Below are 17,761 nucleotides of genomic sequence, written 5' to 3'. Positions count from 1 at the left end.
TGTTGTTAAACAGATTAATCCTCTTCAAATAAACGATGTTCGTTACGAACAAGCCGTTTACTTGAAGAGGATTTTTTATATGTTAAGGGGATTCAGATGTTGTAAAAGCGTTCGTTTAGAGCCCTGACTTTTACTTGTCCACATCATCAATGGATAGCCTGGCTTTCTCTGGATCCCAGGACACGTTCAAACCCAAACTACGCAATACTTCAAAAGGTACAGTGGTTGCTCCTGAGTAGTTATTGATGGGTTCAGATAGCTCTATGAGTTGCTCTCCAGACTCATCCATGGAAGTTTTTTGATAATGTGCTTCGTTAGGGTAGATCGTAATTGTTCGATTGTTATATTTTAACGTATAGTAACTAAGGCTACCTTCCGCCTTATGAACCTCAAATTTTGCTCCGAGTACTGCGGCGATTGCTTTGATTGGTAATTGTACGGTCTTGGGCGTTTCCACCGCGGGATACATCGACTGGAACAGCTCACCGTTCAGATAAACATCTGTGCCGAGCTTGGCCTGAACCGGTTTGTAGACCATGCCTCCAGAAGATGTTGCAGGTCCTCCCGCTTCCTGATATTTATCACTTCCCCAGCCCCAGACAGTCCCTTCGGAGGATAATGCAAGACTATGGTGATATCCCGCTGAAACATCGGTAATGCCAGACAAATGGTTTAATTTTCCTTCTTTGCCGGTCACTGTCCTTCCATAGCTATACACCTGACCAGAAGTAGTAAGTAACAACGTATAACTTGAATTGGCATCCATCTTCTTCACTTTGAGCTCGTGATGAAAGGGGGTGACTTTGCCCCCTAGGTCTAGCTGCCAAGCCTTTCCCTTCTTATCCAATGCAAGTAGAGATGCATCTGCACCGGTGATCGAGGATATGTTGTACAAATCTTTTAATTTGGTTGGTTTGGAAGGGGCTTTACCGGGTTCGTTTGGCTCGTTCCATGTCCATACGGAGCCATCTTTTTTCAGAGCATAGCCGTGCAGGCCAGCGGATTCAACTTGAATGATATCTTTTAGTCCACTGATCGTCTGTAGCTTACGTGTCTGTTCCAGGGCTACGGCTTGAGGCGGGTTTTGCCAAGACCGAACGGTTCCATCCTGGAGAAGGGCGATGGTTGAGAAAGCCCCTATGCTAACATTCGTGGCAGAGGTAATATTAGGCACTTGACGTGGCATGTTGCCGTTACCCCACTCCCAGATGGTTCCATCAGCTTGAATGGCTGCGTTGTTCCCACCACCGGAGGATGAAATAACTGTTACATTGGATAGTTTGGGAATACGAATCGGACTAAATGTATGACGATATCGAACGTTGTCGCTCACACCAAGTTCTCCCCAGAGATTACGGCCCCAGGCCCATACGGAACCGTCACTTCTCAATGCAACTGTGTTATAATAAGCACCCTGTACAGCGGTATAGTAAAGTTTCTTCTCTACACTGCTTGATGAAGTCGGTTGAACAGAGGTGTTACTAGTGGAGGGGGACATGTTAGTGGCTGCATGAGTCGTTGGCACATCAGCTAGCTCCATCAGCAGGCTTGACACAACTAATGTTGTAGCTATTGCAATGGTGAATCGATGGGTCTTTTTACCGTTACCCTTGGATCGATTATTCAAGCGTGAAGTGGAGCGTTTTTCTTTTGCTATGTGATCGGATGAGTTTACCGATTGCATGATATCGCCTCGTTTTCGGATGAGTTGGGCATGAATGTTGCCTTTCTTTCTAAACGCTCTATGGAGGGATGAAGTTACATACAAGGGATAAAATTTCCTTTATATTGAAGAGGGTTAGGTATTATTACAGTCTTCCTAACAGAAATTAGGTAACCTGCACGTAGTCTTTAGCGTCATAAAGATGAGGTGATTAGATGAAGAGAGTGCTGCTTACGGTTTTGTTAGTTTTAATAGTGTTAACAGCATGTGAGGCAAATGATCAGAAAGTGGATTTTCCAGTAATGACGAAATCATTCCCAGAAATTATTGAGCCCCATAATCCAGAGCAAGCGGAGCAAAGCGGGGATGTGGTTGTGCTTCATGGAGGGATGCGGAACGGGGATAAGTGGAACACATTTATGAAAAATGTGGAGAATAAACAGCAGGATCAGGTTCGTGTGACGATGTATACCATTGAAGGTGGGCCCATTATCCAGGAATTGATCTATGATGGTACAGCTATTCAATCGACTTACGATAACTCAAGGGATGCCTATGGCTCCAAAGAGGGAATGAAGACCGACACCTGCAAAGGGATCGGTACGATGAAGAGTGAGCAGGGACATATTTTTTACGTGTTAACAGGGTGTGAGAAGGAAGAGAACCCCTTTTGGATGCCTAAGTTGTAAATGAGATGTATCCACATGCAAATTCTTAATAAATTTAATAGATCCAAAAAACCTGCGAAGCTGAGGATGTGCAGGTTTTTTGTGCATTTTAAAAGATGGGGAGTAGTGGGGTTATCCGTACAAAGCATTGGACAATTCAATCAGGTTTCCGTCAGGATCACGTACATACACCGAACGAATGGGACCCAGTGCTCCCGTGCGTTCCACCGGACCTTCTTCGATCTTCGTATGATGTTGCGTGAGATGGAGAATCACTTCTTCCAACGGTGTGCTGACCAGAAAACAAAGATCTGCCGAACCCGATGTAGGGGTGTGAGCTTTCGGTTCAAATTCTTTTCCCTGTTCATGCAAATTGATCTTCTGTTGTCCAAACTGTAATGCTTTTCGGCCTTGACCGGATTCAACTACCTTCATGCCTAATATGTTGGTATAGAATGAAATGGTTGCTTCCAGATTCTTTACGGTTAACACGAGGTGATCAAGTCGTTCTAATTGCATGGATAAACCTCCTTCGAATTGGATCATTTGCTCCTGTAAAACGAGAGGTGTATATAGTAGTATGTCATTTATTATACTTTAGAGCTCAGTTGGATCGACATCTAATGAGAAGAAGGTAGAGGGAAGTTATGAACAGGAGTATTTATGTGCCAAGGAACTTGGCTTTGAGAGTAGAGTAATAGTGTAAATAACTAACAAGAGTAACTCATGAAAGTCATGAAAGTCATGAATGAACTCTCTTTAGGTTCAGTTCAAATGAGATGATGATATCGTGTTGTCTTGCCAAATCTGAACGGGCTTTAATCTCAAAAGTGAGACCCAACTACTCCGGAAGAGTACGAACCTCATTCGTTATAGTCGTGATGTAGTAATGTTGTCTCTGTATAGGTTGCATTACGCAATGTGATGGTAAGCTCATCTACTGTTTTGGTTTGAAATGGGATGTTTGAATCGGGAAGTGCGGATTCTTCTTTATTAGTTACAGAAAAATAAAGCACAAGTTGAAGTATCAATATGATAAGAGTAATCATGATAAAGATTATAATATTCCTTTTGTTCAATGTGCATCTTCCTTTCAGCGAAAAGATTTTTAATGAAGTGAATTTAGTGGTTAATAACCAATTATATCATATTTTGGGTGGTGATATAAATGAAGAGGCTTTGGGTGTTATGTATTTTGATACTTTTAGTGACAGGGTGTGGTCAGAACAATAGAGAGAAAGCCATTGATTATCTAACGCAAAATCAAAGAAATGATGCATCACTCATTGTATTTACCGACCGACCTTCGGAGCGACCATTTATTGTTGAATTACAGGCGCAATTAAATGAAGTGATTAACGAGAATTTGAGGGCAGAGGGCCCAATAACTAACGTAACCTTTTACAATGTCCGTGATGAAAATAAGTTTGATTATGAGAAAATTTTCGGTCTGAAATCATATCCGTACATGATCCTGTTCGAGAAAGGCCAGATTACATTGGAGACGCAGAAACCGGAAGAGATCGTTCAGCATTTTAAGAAGAGGTAAGAGTCTACTAAAAAGAAGTTTGATCCCGATGGATCGGCTGAGTTAAACATAAAATGTGATCTGTGAGGTCCTACTGGGGAGACAATGAAGCCATGCTGGCAAGACAAAGGACAACTATAACAGAACTCTTGTCTTTTTTATTGGGCTTCCCTCATAGTTATTCGCACACTCTCCGAATGTGCTAAGGACATAGTATAGGGCATATATACTGTGTGCCTTGGCCTAAGGAGATGACCATTTTGAAGTATCTGAACAAGAGGACAGCCACCCTCAACAAATTAAGGCCCAGTCGTTCTACGTCGAAATGCAGAAACAAACACTTGGGAAAACGAAAGAAATGCCATATTATCCGTAGGTCTTATCGCAGAAAGCGCTGCTCACTGAAGAGTCCATTAAGATCACAGAAAATGGCCCGTGACAAAAAAGTCATTGCATTACCTAGAGGGGGAGGCAGCAACCCGGTATGTTGTGAGCCCAGCCCAATGCTTGCTCCGTTGAGACAACATGAATTGGAGACTGTGAGTCTCCCTGGCACGCAAGGTGTGGCAGGTGCTCAAGGCCCGGCCGGATCTCACGGTGAGCCGGGTCAACCGGGGCTTCCCGGAGCACAGGGCCCCGCAGGTCCTCAGGGTGAGCCGGGTAAGGCGGGAGTTCCCGGAGCGCAAGGTCCCGTTGGCCCTCAAGGTGAGCGGGGTCAACCGGGGCTTCCCGGAGCACAGGGTCCTGTTGGCCCTCAGGGTGAGCCGGGACAACCGGGAGTTCCCGGAGCGCAAGGTCCCGTTGGCCCTCAGGGTGAGCCGGGACAACCGGGGCTTCCCGGAGCACAGGGTCCCGTTGGCCCTCAGGGTGAGCCGGGACAACCGGGAGTTCCCGGAGCGCAAGGTCCAGTTGGCCCTCAGGGTGAGCCGGGACAACCGGGGCTTCCCGGAGCGCAGGGTCCCGCTGGTCCTCAGGGAGAGCCAGGTCAACCGGGAACTCCCGGAGTCCAAGGACCAACGGGTCCCCCAGGTGAGCAAGGTCCACCGGGCACCGTACCCGGAATTGAAATCATTCCTACGGCAAACCGCTACTTCTATTTTCCGGACACCGATCTGGATTTGTCGGCCTCAGTTACAATTCCTGCCACAGCATTCACAAATGACGATGGTGGCAGCATAACCGAATTTGCCGGGGTTGGACTTACTAGTTTTAACAATCTTTATATAAACGGGATCGTCCAACCTGGAAACTCATACGATGTAAGTGCTGAGAGTTTGTTTTTTTCGTCACAAAACGGTGTGATCTTTGCAGGGACACCTATTACTATCGAGATAATTATAATAACAGCCAATATAATAAATGGTTAAAATTGGTTTTAGTTGCTGGTTCCTTTGCCTTCACTACTCCCAAACCTACCACATATACTATGTTAGGTAGGAGGTGAGAAACATGCCACTTGTGACACCATTTCAGAACAGTTTGAGATTTGCTGCAACCATTGGTGATGGGACCGGCACTGGGGCAACGTTTGCCATTGCTGCGACTGCTTTTACAAATGACGCTGGTGTAGCTGCAACCGCATTTCCAGGCACCTACAACTACTACAATCTTTATATTAATGGCCTTATGCAGACAGCAGATACTTCCTCGGCTACGACGACTACAATTACAATTCCCGGTGGAGATGCATTAAATGATGGAACTCCAATTGTCGTACAATTTGTAGTGTCTTAAAAAGATTTAATCCTACTATATCGTTATCTTGTGCGACTTCTATCTGTGATAGAAGTCGTTCTTTTTGTACAAGTTACCCAGTCGGCTCAAAGGCATTCATCCATGCATTAATGTGCAAAAATAGTTACCCAAGGATGTTGCCGAACTACCGGATAACCTCTGAGGAAATGATCCTTCCGTTTGATTCCAATCCTCCTTCTCAAATGTTAAAATTTAGGTACATAAACTACGGTCAGGTTGGCGGGTGATAAGGAAATGCAGCGAATTGAGGTACATCCCGATCTATTGGAGGAAAAGGCCCGGTTGGTCCAGCAGAAGAAACAGGAACTGGAGCGAATGGTCTGGGAACTGGAGAAATCAATTTATATGTTGCAATCCGAGTGGTCGGGTGTGACAGGAGAGCGTTTCTTCTGGGATTTTATGCAGGTGAAAGAAGTGTTCCCGACTACAATCGGGCTGTTGGACGAAATCCAGAAAGAGTTTACGTTTATTGCAAAGAACTTCAGAACAACGGACGGCTCAGGCGAGGTGGCGTTGTACATCCCAGAAGAGCTGAAGCGCAATTTCGCTGTAGGGCTGCTTGATAAATCCATAGGAGAAACAATAACGGGAATGGGGCAGACAGCAGAAGCGTTCTTCTCTAACCCGTTCAGTACAATAGGCAGTGTGGCATATGCCATGACCGTGGGCAAAGTTGTAGACGTTGGGCGGGGTATTCAATTTGCATGGGATACCGCCTGGGGCACGGGAACGGCGAGGTCTGATATAGAGCAATTTGTAGAAGACCAGAAGAAGCAGATTGATGAGAGTGGAGCAGGATATTACGGTGGAGCGATGACAGGGCAGGCTCTGGCGTATGTATTGTTTGGGAAAGCTTTTCGTTCGAAGGACGACATTGGATCATCAGGTGGAGGCAAGCCTGAGTCGGGGAAAGGGAATGAAAGGACAGGTAGAACTCATTATTTAGAATCAGTTAATAAGTTTGAGGATCAAATTCGAAATAAACCCTTGGAACACGGGCAATTTTTTGATAAGAATGGTAATTTAATAGGAGAAACGGTTGTTGGTACTGAAAAGTCTATAAATATAAGTAACCATAAAGATGTAGCTAAAGATACGGTATTTACTCATAACCATCCAACTAACGGGCCGTTCAGTCTTGAAGATATAGCCACTGCAATAGATTTTAATATGGCTGAGATAAGAGCTGTTTCTCCAAATGGTACTAATTTGAGTATGAAACGAGGGGCAGAAGGTTGGAAAGAAAATGCAGAAGACATAGGAATTATATTCGCTAATATTCAAAAAGAGCTAAGAAGTGATCTAAAAGCACAAGAATTTTTCAAAACTGGTAATAAAGATGCAGTGTGGGATATGCTATTTGACAGAGTTGCCAAAAAAATAGGTGGGGAATATACAAAACATTAAAAGGTAGGTTAAACAATGAATAAAGATTTTCTTTACACTAAGCCCTATGTTCCCGGGATAATAGACGATACACCAGTGGACCTCGAATCGTGGTTTCTAGATGATTCAAGAGAGAGGATGGAAGAGAAATTAAGAAATATTTCTCTGAATGACCTAATCATTGAGTTAATTAATATATTTAAAGACGGAGATCCGAATTATCAAGTTCTCTTAGGGTTATTAGGAGAAAAAGTGGGTAAGGAGGATAGAGAAGACAAGATTGTTTATTGTCTAGGTGATATTTTGCGTGCTGACGACGATATAAAGAGAATCGAGATTGAAATTGATGATGAGGGTCTGAATATAAAGAAAATGAACATTTTTGTTATTCCAGCCGCGCTTTTGGTACTTCAAAAGGAGATAACTAGCCTTTGTACTGATATTCAAACTCAAAAAACAAGCGATTACTTATCAATCTTTATTAAAGATAAGATGATAACCTTATTTTCAATTTAATAGAGAAGACTGTCATACTAACTTATAATTCTAAGTGATACAGTGAAAAGCTGATATGAGTTGCGCATATCTATGCACGATTTAAAGTCATATCATTAAGCACTTCTACCAAACCAAAAGTAGAGGTGCTTTTTCCTATGAAATCAAAACAACTAATGAAATCTTCCACAGGTTGGTCGATAATATAGAAGAAGTAATTTTTAGCTCACCATATACATAGAGAACTATCCACAACCATCCTAACTCTCACGAGGTATATTCATGAAACAAGGTATATATGAACAGCTTATCAACACCATCACCAGACAGGAGATTTCGGCGCTGGACCCGGATGTGTATAACATTGGGACCGAGAAGTTGGATGCAGAGGAAGCGCGCAAACTGCTGTCCACGTATTTGTCGGCGGTGACTCGGCGAGCGCTCAAGATTGTGCGGGAACAGACGGAAGATAAGACGGCAGTGTTGGCACAGATCCGAACGTGTAATGAGATTATTGCTACCCTGAAAGGCACGCTTGGGGAAGAAGAGTACAACGAATTGCAACTGGACGAGCAGGGGGAGGTACTGACCCATGTGTATTCCAAGTTGAACAGCATTCGTGCGGTCAGGGATACCAAAATCGTTCGTCCAGATACGCCGATCTCCCAAAGCTCTTTGTTCACAGGTGCCAAGTCCGAGCCGAGTATGTTATTGGAGTTGCAAAAGGAGATTGTGACCGCCGACCGGATCGACTGGTTGGTGTCATTTATCAAATTCAGCGGGCTTCGTCTGCTGCTGGAACAGCTTCAACAATTTACCGCGGGCGGTGGCAAGCTGCGTATCATCACAACTACATACATGGAAGCAACCGACCTGAAGGCCATCACTGAACTTAGCAAATTACCTAACACAGAGATCCAGATTTCGTATGATACCAAAGTGACTCGGCTGCACGCCAAAACGTACATTTTCCATCGCGATACTGGATTCACCACAGCCTATGTCGGCTCCTCTAACCTATCCAACCCAGCGCTGACCAGTGGTATGGAGTGGAACCTCAAGGTGACGGAGAAGGATTCACTCGATGTGCTGCGCAAGATTGAAGCGACCTTCGAGAGTTACTGGAATGACCGTGAATTTACGCGGTATATGGCTGAGGATGCAGGCCATGAGGCACAGTTGAAGGCGGCTCTGAATCGCAAAAAAGATCAGTCCAACCACTTTCACCTCGACATCCAGCCTTACGATTATCAAAAGGAAGTGCTGGAACAGCTGGACGCCGAGCGTACGCTGTACGGACGAACCCGCAATCTGATCGTTGCCGCCACAGGCGTTGGCAAAACGGTCATTTCAGCCTTCGACTACAAGCGATTCCGTGCAAGTCATGCGGGAGCTAAACTTCTTTTTGTCGCACATCGGGAAGAAATCTTGAAGCAAAGCCGGGACACGTTCCGGTATATCCTGAAGGATATGAACTTTGGTGAGTTGCATGTCGGGAATTACCGAGCGGAGGCGCTGGATCACTTGTTTGTCAGCATTCAGAGTCTTAACTCCATGAAGCTGACGGAGATCACCAGCCCAGACTATTACGATTACATCATTGTGGATGAATTCCACCATGCCGCTGCTCCTTCGTACCAGAAGCTGTTGTCCCACTACGAACCGAAGATCTTGCTGGGACTCACAGCGACCCCGGAACGGATGGATGGCAAAGACATTACAGCCTACTTCGATCATACGATTGCCGCCGAGATCCGTCTAACCGATGCAATTGACCGGAAGTTACTGAGTCCTTTTCAATATTTTGGCGTCACCGATACCGTCGATCTATCCCAGGTAAAGTGGTCGCGCAAAGGCTACGATCTGAACGAACTGGAAAAGCTCTACACGCATAACAAAATCCGTGCCAACCAGATCATCCAAAGTCTGAACAAATACGTAAGCGATCTGGACGATGTGAAGGGGCTTGGGTTCTGCGTAGGGGTGGATCATGCGATGTATATGGCAAAAATATTTAACGAAGTCGGCATTCCATCCATAGCCCTGCATGGCGGGTCGGGCGAACAGGAACGTCATGCTGCGAAAGGACAACTGGTGAACGGGGAACTGTGCATGATCTTTGTCGTGGATCTGTACAATGAGGGCGTGGATATCCCTGAGGTGAACACCATCCTGTTCTTGCGTCCTACTGAAAGTCTGACCGTATTCCTGCAACAGCTTGGCCGTGGACTACGGATGTCGGAGGGCAAAGAGTGCCTGACCGTGCTCGACTTCATCGGACAAGCGCATCAGGAGTACAGGTTCCAGGATAAATTCCGCGCCCTGATTGGCGCCACCAAACATTCCATCTCGTACTACGTCGAGAACGGCTTTTCGACCCTGCCTCGCGGCACGTTCATTCAATTGGAAAAGCAAGCGAAGGAATACATTATGCGCAACCTCAAACAGATGAGTCGTAATCGCAGAGCGTTGATCCAGAAGCTGCAAACGTTCCAGCAAGACACCGGACTGCCGCTGACCTTGGCTCATTTTGTTGAACATCACGGGATGACACTAGTTGAATTGTATGGTGGACGTACGGGCAAAAGGTATTTCCGTGGCATGTTGGCCGAAGCAGGATTAACAGCACCTATCCAAGATGAACACGAGGAGTACATCCGCAGACTGCCCTCTGTGCTGACGATCAACTCTCGAAGCTGGCTAACGTTCCTGATTGACTATATTGAAAAAGGTAAAGAAACCGCGACCGCGGATGAACGGCGCATGTTGATTATGTTCTATTACACTTTCCACCGGGCCGCGCCTGAGAAACTAGGGTTGAGCAGCATCGAAGAGGGTGTGCAGCGTGTGCTGTCTTGTGAGGCATTCCGGGCAGAGCTTGTGGATATTTTCAAATATAATTTGGCTCATCTACGATTTGTGGATAAAAGTAATTCGTTCCCGTACACTTGTCCACTGGATATCCACTGTATGTACTCCATCGACCAAGTGCTTGCCGCCTTTGGCTACTGGAACGCTGAGCAATCACCCGCCTTCCGTGAAGGGGTGAAGTATTTTGCAGACGAACAGACGGATATCTTCTTCATTACATTGAACAAATCGGACAAAGATTTCTCTCCATCTACGCTGTATGAGGATTATGCGATCAACGAGCGTTTATTCCACTGGCAGACACAGAGCCGGGTGTCGGAGCATACAGCTACCGCGCAGCGGTACATCCATCATCGGGAGACGGGCAACCGAATCGTGCTGTTCGTACGGGAGTATAAGGAAGAGCATGGCTATACATCTCCATTTGTCTTCCTAGGTGAAGCGGATTATGTGAGTCATGAGGGGAACAAACCGATGAGCTTTGTATGGCGACTGCGGGAAGAGATGCCTGCGAAGATGGTAGCGGTGGCGAATAAGTGTATTGTTTGAAAACTAGTAGTATCACAATATGTATGGAGGCAAGGTAATGTGGGATAGAATTTTGGATGGACAATTTTTATCTAAATTAGGGGTAGTGGGCGGGCTTGTTGCTCTTTTTAGCTTTATGTGGACTTTTTTTAAGAAAAATCAGGTAATTACTTCGTTACCTTCTTCCAAGTTAGAGTAGAGAGAAACCCTATCAATCCAGAAATGGAAGGATAGGGTTTGCCGTTTTCACATCAATATTCCTTTAATAACATTTTTGGCTACACGAATATTATCAGGAGAAGAATCTCTTAGAAGTTGTACAATTTCTTTGATTTGTTTCTCATCTTCAGTTACCTCAAACTCTTCTTCTATATAAGCAAATAATTGAATCAAATTAACATCCAGTGACTCAGCGATCTTTGCCAAGTTCACCAAAGAAACATTCTTTTCTCCACGTTCGATCTGTCCTATGTATGAAAAATGAAATCCACCTTTTTCTCCGAGGGATTCCTGTGAATACCCTCTTTCTTTGCGTAGTGCGCGAATTCTGGCTCCGACTAGCTTCAAAACTTCTCTGTCCTCGTTCATGGTATTCACCTCTCTATGTTCAAAAGTGTAGACAAGTTTCCTCAAGGTAAACACCAAACGAAGAATACAAATAATTTATTTGATTACTATATGTATCATTTTATTGTATAATACTGGTATTAACTCTTTGGAGGGATGACAATGGCAAGAAATTGGTCCATAACCGAAGCACATTGTAATCACCAAGTAGATTTTACCCCACGTTTGCAAGACCATGATATCTCCACACAATCTAGGTCCAAACATATTCCTGCTTACCATATGCTACGTACCACAATAATGGGCTATCACCAACATGCTAAGTATCATCTCCAACTTGCCGCCATCATGTGTAATCACAATCAGTTTAAAGCCTGCCTAATTCTATGTGATTGGGCTCTCGCCTCCATGATTAAGGCGCTTTATATCCATAAGTATCATTCAACACATGCACCCAAGGAACTCACGATGAACGAAATCTTGCCTTTAGTGCATACGGACACTGAACCCGGATTGGATATCGCTTTGTTCATCGGTACGATACAACATATGTCATCTTTAGAGGAATGCCAAGAGGATCAATATTTAGACCTTAATAACATTGAAAAGCTTCTTCAACGAACAGAAGATATATTGGAGGAGTTAGCCACTCAATTATGATAATTCATCAAAGTTTTTCTGATATAAGGAGTGACATGATAATCTGGAGGTTCCTTTCACAGGAATGGGACTGTAGGATTATAAGTGCTGAAAGGTACTCATTTGAAGAAAGGGAGAATCAGGATAATAGGTGGAGGTATTCGCAACAAACTTCTGCTAACCTTGTAAAATCCTATTTCAAACGGCGGAGAATACTATGAGTACATTAAAAGTGACACCAGAGCAACTGCTACATGTATCCAGACAGATCGAGTAGGGTATGCAGCAGTTGGAGGGATAGATTGATCAATGGTGGTCACGGTCAAGATAATATTAATTACTTACTTAAAAATAAGATCGCCTTTAACATTACTAAAGAATATGAAAACGGTGTACGAGTTGGTAATATACCTAATCACAAAAATAAAGCAAAGCGAAGTGGAGAGGGCCAAGCATGGTTCCCTAAGGACATCGGAAGATATCAAAAAGTCAGGTGAGCATGTAGCAAATCTGCCTGAGAATAGAGTTAAGGGTGACGGTGAATGGATGTTTGGAAACTATAATAACGTTAGAGTAGGAGTGATCAAGAACGATGGACAGATCGGAACGATTACTCCAGATAACTCAAGACAACCGTGAGGAGAGTAAAACTTGGTAGACTACAGTGAAAAAGTTATCTCATTAGTAAAGAAGAGAAAAGATTTACACCCCGACGATCCAGCTATTCAAACGATATGGAATGAGATGGTAGACATTCTAAAAGAGAATGAGCAGAGCGCCATATCATTTCTAAATCAATGCGGAGAAGAAAATTTATATTGGCTGAGTGAGATATTTGAAGATCTATCTTCTGAATTCCAAAGTCGAGCATTTATAGATTGTCTTCTTCAATTGCAAAAGAAGTATCCAGATTTGGATATGGAGCAAGACATAGAATATGCGATCCAATCAATGGATGATTAATAATAAGATCATTGAAAGTAATCAGGAAAACATAGTTTTCAACAAATGAATAAACGGACTCTCAAGTGGGTGGCATGATGTCAAAAAGTATTTATATGAAGATCAAAGAAGAGGTGCTTGCACCGGAACTTATGGCGTATACCTTGGCCAAATTAGGTTCGTATGAATGGAATAGAACAGAGATGTATAATCCGAATCGGATATATGAGAAACCTGCGGGTTTTTATTTTAGATTCCATAACGCTGATCAGCTTTACGAGCAATTAAAGCATTGTATTCAGCACTTTAAGGGCAACCTTGAGTGGACGATTTATGTAAGTCCTGTAACCAGAAATCAAAATTATGTCATTGAGCCAGCGGATGTGCACCATGCTAAACAAACTGAGGCATACCAGGTGAATTTGGAACTCGAGGAAGTGCTTCAAGATTCATATAAAGAAATCTTTGAGCAAGCGCTTCAAGACATCCCATTGTTATGTAACCATATTGAGCAATGGTTTGGGTTGGAACATAAGCAACTACATCCACCTACAATACCGAATTAATGTGATATGAAGAATTACCTGATGTAAGAGGGTTTGTACTGTGGAAAGTTTAGAAATCATTTTAATTGATTTTAACAAAAATAATCTGGATCAATTCATTAAGAAGGATTTAAACATTCAGGTAGATCAGATCAAAAGTTCTCACTTTTACGATAACCGTAGTGAAAACGATATTGAATTTCAGCAAATAGAGAGCTTTGAAGAGATTTTTTCTCCTAAGGGATCAGGGAATCTTTTATTGTCTGAGCTTAGCTTGGGTCATACCTTTAACGATGTGATGATTGTATTTTCATTCAATGAGGAATTTGGAGATCTTGTAATTAATTTTCCTGAAGAGGAATTGTTCAGCGGAGAAAATTCAGAGACAACGTTAAAAGCTCAGAAGTTAATAGAGTATATTCTTGATATTAAGAACAAGTATGCAATTGAGAAGGTTAGAATCGGTTATGAACCAGCTATGGATGATGACACTTGCTTGGTCGAGATTGATAAAGAAACAACGAATATTAATGCTGTTATCGCAAAACTGTTGGCTTAGAATCCTTCTTAACCAGAGTTTGATGCAGAACAATTAGACTTTAATTGGCAGAAAGCCCATTTCAACTCGAATACGAGTAGTCATGGGTTATTCTCATCTCCTCAATCCAATCTACTGCCTACAAAATCAATCCTTCCCTTACCACGGCAAATGGTATAATGGCAAAAAGGGAGATTCTAGCGCGAGGCTCGAAGGCTCTCACAGCAGAAAGGATGTTATACCACATGCCTACATACAACAAATTGGTGCGGGACAAGATCCCGCATATTATCACATCCAGCGGTAAGGAATGCCGCACACGCATTCTGGACCCGGAGGAGTATAAGCAAGAATTAAGAACGAAGTTGCAAGAAGAATCGGATGAGTACGTAAATGCAGCGAGTGATCAGGAAGCCCTAGAAGAACTAGCCGACATGCTGGAGGTCATCCGGGCGTTGGCAGAGGTACACGGGGCGAATGCGGCCCAGTTGGATAAGCTTCGAGCAGACAAAGCCGAGGAGCGTGGTGGATTCCAGGAACGGGTGTATCTGATCGATGTCGACGAAGCTTAACGTTAAACTCATTACAGATAACTTGGCAGACGAACTGATTGCCCGGATGCAACATGCATCCGGGATTTATATTATGACGTCCTTTATTATGCAGTCTGGTGTGAAGCTGCTTGCTCCGCATTTGAAACGGGCAGCAGAACGTGGAGCCGAGGTGCGGATGCTTGCGGGAGACTATCTGTACATAACACAGCCAGAAGGATTGCGGGCGCTGTGTGAGGTTGATCCCCGAATTGAGACACGGCTGTGGCGAAGTATGGGAACTTCTTTTCACCCGAAAGCGTATCTGTTCGATCATGACAACGGGGAAGGACTGCTGATCGTCGGTTCATCGAACTTTTCGTTCACTGCGCTGAGGACGGGATATGAATGGAATCTGGCGATGAATGCGGAGGCGGAGCCGTATACGTTCCAGTCGGCTTTGGATAAATTCATGCAGAGCTTCTACCACGAGACAACCTTACCGGTGAACCCGGATTCGATTGCGCTGTATGAGGAAGAGTACCGCAAATATCACCAGAAGAACCCGGAGATGATCCAGCGGATCACGGAGATGGAAGAAGCGGAGTTCGGGACGGGGCTACCTGAGGACAAAGAGGAAGAAGCCGCCGAGCTGTCGGTGGTACCGATTCAACCGCGCTTTGCTCAATTGGATGCCCTCGAAGCACTTCATGGCACGATGGAGGAGCAGTACGACAAGGCGATGGTCGTTATGGCGACCGGGCTTGGCAAAACGTATCTGGCGGGTTTCTTCGCCCAGCAGTTCAAGAGAGTGCTGTTTGTGGCTCATCGGGAAGAGATTTTGTTCCAAGCGAAGAAGTCTTTTCAACGGATCATGCCGGAGCGCAGTCATGGGATCTATAACGGGCAGTATAAGGATGGGGCGGCGGATTGTGTGTATGCTTCGATCTTTACGCTGAGTATGCAGAAGCATCGGGATGTGTTTGCCGTCGATGCATTTGATCTGATCGTGGTGGACGAATTCCATCATGCGGCGGCGAAGACATATATGTCGGTGATTGAGCATTTTCAGCCGAAGTTCCTTCTGGGCATCACGGCTACCCCGGATCGACTGGATGGCAAGGATGTGTATGCGCTCTGTGATGGGAATGTGGCGTACCAGATGCATTTTATTGAAGCGATCCGGCGAGGTTGGCTGGCGCCATTTCAATATTACGGGGTATTCGACGACACGGATTATTCGCAGATTCGCTGGATTGGCACGAAGTATGATGAAGAACAGCTCATGGCTGTTCAGTTGCAAGAGGAGCATGTGGAGACGATCTATGCGGCCTGGCTGCGGCACAAGCAGACTAGAACGATTGGCTTTTGCTCCTCGATCCGGCAGGCGGACTATTTGGCTGCGTATTTTCGCAGTCAGGGGGTGAAGGTGCTCAGTCTACATTCGCGCACATCGGACATGTCCCGGGAGGAAGCCATTCGCCAGCTTGATGCGGGTGAACTGGAGATTGTGTTGACGGTGGATCTGTTCAATGAAGGAACGGATATACCACGTGTAGACACGCTTCTCTTTGTGCGTCCAACGGAGTCACTCACCGTGTTCACCCAGCAGGTAGGGCGCGGCCTACGGCTGGCGGAAGGCAAATCACATTGTGTCATCATCGACCTGATCGGGAACTACCGAAATGCGGATGTGAAACTGAGTCTGCTGGATGTGCGTGGGGAGCTGGAAGGAACCGCGAAAGATCGGGATTCGGCTGTGCCGGAAGTTCCGGCTAACTGTGGAATTCATCTGGAGACGAAGGTGGTGAACCTGCTTCAGGAGCTAAGCCGCAAACGTCTGCCCCGTCGTGAGAAGTTGCATCAGGATTTTCTGGATGTGAAACGAGAGTTGGGGCGTATTCCGACGTATCTGGAGCTGCATCTGATGGGACGTTCGGAGAGTGTCGGGTACCGGAACGAATTTGGCTCCTATGTTGGATTTCTCTATTGGGCGGAGCTACTGTCCCCGACTGAGGGAGAGGTGTACGTCCGGCATGAGGCGTGGCTGCGTGATGTGGAGAAGACACTCATGAACAAAAGCTACAAAATGATCGTGCTGCTGTACATGCTGGAGCGAGGTGAAGTCCACTGGATGGACTCAATCACGCCGGGGGAGATAGCAAGGTTCTTCCATACGTACCTGACGGAGAAGGAGTACCGGAAACGGAAGGACTTTTCGGACAAAGGCAAACTTGCGATCTGGGAATGGAATGAGAAGACGGCAACACGGATTGAAAAACTGATAATCGACATGCCAATGTCTATGTGGAGCGGGGCGAAGGGTAGTATGACCCTTTTCGAGGATGGCATGTTCTCGCTGAATGTAAAAGTGCAGGATACGGAGGAAAAGGCGCTACTGTATCGTTGGACGAAGGAGATTTGTCAGTATCGTTTGCATGCGTATTTTGAGCGGGGGACAGGTAAGTAGAGAAGAAGCTCTTATACAGTCAGTCAATCTGAAAAATTTACCAAGAAGAGAAAGCAAAAAGCGTACCAGTGGAGTAGTGGTACGCTTTTCGCTTACTTGAAATTAACTTTTTGTAGTCACTTATATTATTCGAATAGGGGAACTGAACTATTTAGACCTGTTTTTTATGAAAAAGTAGATTGTGCCAGAAACTAGTCCGGCTAAGATAAGAAGGCTAACAACGAGAATAAGAATATTATTCCAAACAATGTGCATAGTCGAAACCCTTTCATAATAGAGGTCAATACAAAATATACTAGAGAAGTATGAAGTGAACGAACCATTTTCTGACGAAGATTCATAATATTTAAAAGAAAACTCAGCTTTAAACAATAATATAACATATATTCAAAATAAAGGAGACGTATTAGTCTTTTCAGTCTCAAAGAAATTTTTCACAGGTAACAATAAAACATAAGCTTTAACTTGTTATGTAGAATAAGATAACGGATTCGGTAAAAATAGTTGGAATTTCTATATGGACGCACGGGACAATGCTGGCATAAAAAGAAACATCCGTGCAGAAGTTAAAATTGATTGTGTAGGTATTTCATGACGCTTAATATATTTGTTCAGTAGGTTGGAGTACATAGGTAA

Annotated in this window: 18 protein-coding genes; 15 read left to right on the top strand and 3 right to left on the bottom strand. The window is 44.5% G+C overall.

The window, feature by feature from the left end:
• Window positions 1-130: 130 nt before the first annotated feature.
• On the bottom strand, window positions 131-1,684 hold the full coding sequence (locus BLS69_RS18890) for a stalk domain-containing protein (RefSeq protein WP_091034501.1): 1,554 nt from the start codon (window positions 1,682-1,684) through the stop codon (window positions 131-133).
• Window positions 1,685-1,965: 281 nt separating this feature from the next.
• Between BLS69_RS18890 and BLS69_RS18885 the strand changes: the two genes are divergently transcribed.
• The gene (locus BLS69_RS18885) at window positions 1,966-2,352 is read left to right on the top strand and encodes a DUF4362 domain-containing protein (RefSeq protein WP_176872783.1); all 387 of its coding nucleotides are present in this window, start codon (window positions 1,966-1,968) and stop codon (window positions 2,350-2,352) included.
• A 111-nt stretch (window positions 2,353-2,463) separates the two neighbouring features.
• Here the strand turns inward: BLS69_RS18885 and BLS69_RS18880 are convergent, their stop codons facing one another.
• On the bottom strand, window positions 2,464-2,850 hold the full coding sequence (locus BLS69_RS18880; RefSeq protein ID WP_091034495.1) for a VOC family protein: 387 nt from the start codon (window positions 2,848-2,850) through the stop codon (window positions 2,464-2,466).
• Between the two features lie 649 nt (window positions 2,851-3,499).
• On the opposite strand from BLS69_RS18880, the gene BLS69_RS18870 reads away from it, so the two are divergent.
• The 7 genes from BLS69_RS18870 (at window position 3,500) to BLS69_RS32200 (ending at window position 11,093) form a co-directional block, all read left to right on the top strand.
• Window positions 3,500-3,880 carry a hypothetical protein gene (locus tag BLS69_RS18870; RefSeq protein WP_091034490.1) on the top strand — a complete coding sequence of 127 codons (381 nt, stop codon included), beginning with the start codon at window positions 3,500-3,502 and terminating at the stop codon, window positions 3,878-3,880.
• A 407-nt stretch (window positions 3,881-4,287) separates the two neighbouring features.
• Window positions 4,288-5,226, top strand: coding sequence for a DUF4183 domain-containing protein (locus tag BLS69_RS32850; protein WP_218133566.1), 939 nt, complete (start codon window positions 4,288-4,290; stop codon window positions 5,224-5,226).
• 82 nt (window positions 5,227-5,308) lie between these two features.
• A complete protein-coding gene (locus tag BLS69_RS18860) occupies window positions 5,309-5,593 on the top strand; it encodes a DUF4183 domain-containing protein (RefSeq protein ID WP_091034485.1) in 285 nt (94 codons plus the stop codon).
• Between the two features lie 255 nt (window positions 5,594-5,848).
• Window positions 5,849-7,021, top strand: coding sequence for a WXG100 family type VII secretion target (locus tag BLS69_RS18855; RefSeq protein ID WP_091034482.1), 1,173 nt, complete (start codon window positions 5,849-5,851; stop codon window positions 7,019-7,021).
• A gap of 15 nt (window positions 7,022-7,036) precedes the next feature.
• Window positions 7,037-7,516: a hypothetical protein gene (locus BLS69_RS18850; RefSeq protein ID WP_091034480.1), complete on the top strand. Its 480-nt coding sequence runs from the start codon at window positions 7,037-7,039 to the stop codon at window positions 7,514-7,516.
• A gap of 261 nt (window positions 7,517-7,777) precedes the next feature.
• On the top strand, window positions 7,778-10,915 hold the full coding sequence (locus tag BLS69_RS18845) for a DUF3427 domain-containing protein (RefSeq protein WP_091034477.1): 3,138 nt from the start codon (window positions 7,778-7,780) through the stop codon (window positions 10,913-10,915).
• Between the two features lie 37 nt (window positions 10,916-10,952).
• Window positions 10,953-11,093, top strand: coding sequence for a hypothetical protein (locus BLS69_RS32200; RefSeq protein WP_176872781.1), 141 nt, complete (start codon window positions 10,953-10,955; stop codon window positions 11,091-11,093).
• Window positions 11,094-11,140: 47 nt separating this feature from the next.
• Here BLS69_RS32200 and BLS69_RS18840 read toward each other — a convergent pair whose 3' ends face one another.
• On the bottom strand, window positions 11,141-11,482 hold the full coding sequence (locus BLS69_RS18840) for a helix-turn-helix domain-containing protein (protein WP_036606225.1): 342 nt from the start codon (window positions 11,480-11,482) through the stop codon (window positions 11,141-11,143).
• Between the two features lie 141 nt (window positions 11,483-11,623).
• Between BLS69_RS18840 and BLS69_RS18835 the strand changes: the two genes are divergently transcribed.
• From BLS69_RS18835 to BLS69_RS18800, 7 genes are all read left to right on the top strand, one after another.
• Window positions 11,624-12,121: a hypothetical protein gene (locus BLS69_RS18835; RefSeq protein ID WP_091034474.1), complete on the top strand. Its 498-nt coding sequence runs from the start codon at window positions 11,624-11,626 to the stop codon at window positions 12,119-12,121.
• A gap of 288 nt (window positions 12,122-12,409) precedes the next feature.
• Window positions 12,410-12,739, top strand: coding sequence for a hypothetical protein (locus BLS69_RS32965; RefSeq protein WP_371129053.1), 330 nt, complete (start codon window positions 12,410-12,412; stop codon window positions 12,737-12,739).
• A gap of 12 nt (window positions 12,740-12,751) precedes the next feature.
• Window positions 12,752-13,063 (top strand): hypothetical protein, encoded by a 312-nt coding sequence (locus BLS69_RS18820; RefSeq protein WP_091034469.1) that lies wholly within the window; start codon window positions 12,752-12,754, stop codon window positions 13,061-13,063.
• 95 nt (window positions 13,064-13,158) lie between these two features.
• Window positions 13,159-13,608, top strand: coding sequence for a hypothetical protein (locus BLS69_RS18815; protein ID WP_143023594.1), 450 nt, complete (start codon window positions 13,159-13,161; stop codon window positions 13,606-13,608).
• Between the two features lie 40 nt (window positions 13,609-13,648).
• The gene (locus tag BLS69_RS18810) at window positions 13,649-14,146 is read left to right on the top strand and encodes a hypothetical protein (RefSeq protein ID WP_091034464.1); all 498 of its coding nucleotides are present in this window, start codon (window positions 13,649-13,651) and stop codon (window positions 14,144-14,146) included.
• 224 nt (window positions 14,147-14,370) lie between these two features.
• Window positions 14,371-14,697 carry a nucleoside triphosphate pyrophosphohydrolase gene (locus BLS69_RS18805; protein ID WP_036672582.1) on the top strand — a complete coding sequence of 109 codons (327 nt, stop codon included), beginning with the start codon at window positions 14,371-14,373 and terminating at the stop codon, window positions 14,695-14,697.
• A complete protein-coding gene (locus BLS69_RS18800) occupies window positions 14,681-17,125 on the top strand; it encodes a DEAD/DEAH box helicase family protein (RefSeq protein ID WP_091034462.1) in 2,445 nt (814 codons plus the stop codon). Before BLS69_RS18805 ends, BLS69_RS18800 begins: the two co-directional genes overlap by 17 nt.
• The last annotated feature ends 636 nt before the right edge of the window (window positions 17,126-17,761 follow it).

The organism is Paenibacillus sp. CF095, from assembly GCF_900101225.1.
Lineage (GTDB): Bacteria > Bacillota > Bacilli > Paenibacillales > Paenibacillaceae > Paenibacillus.
This window is presented reverse-complemented; position numbering and strand designations above follow the sequence as displayed.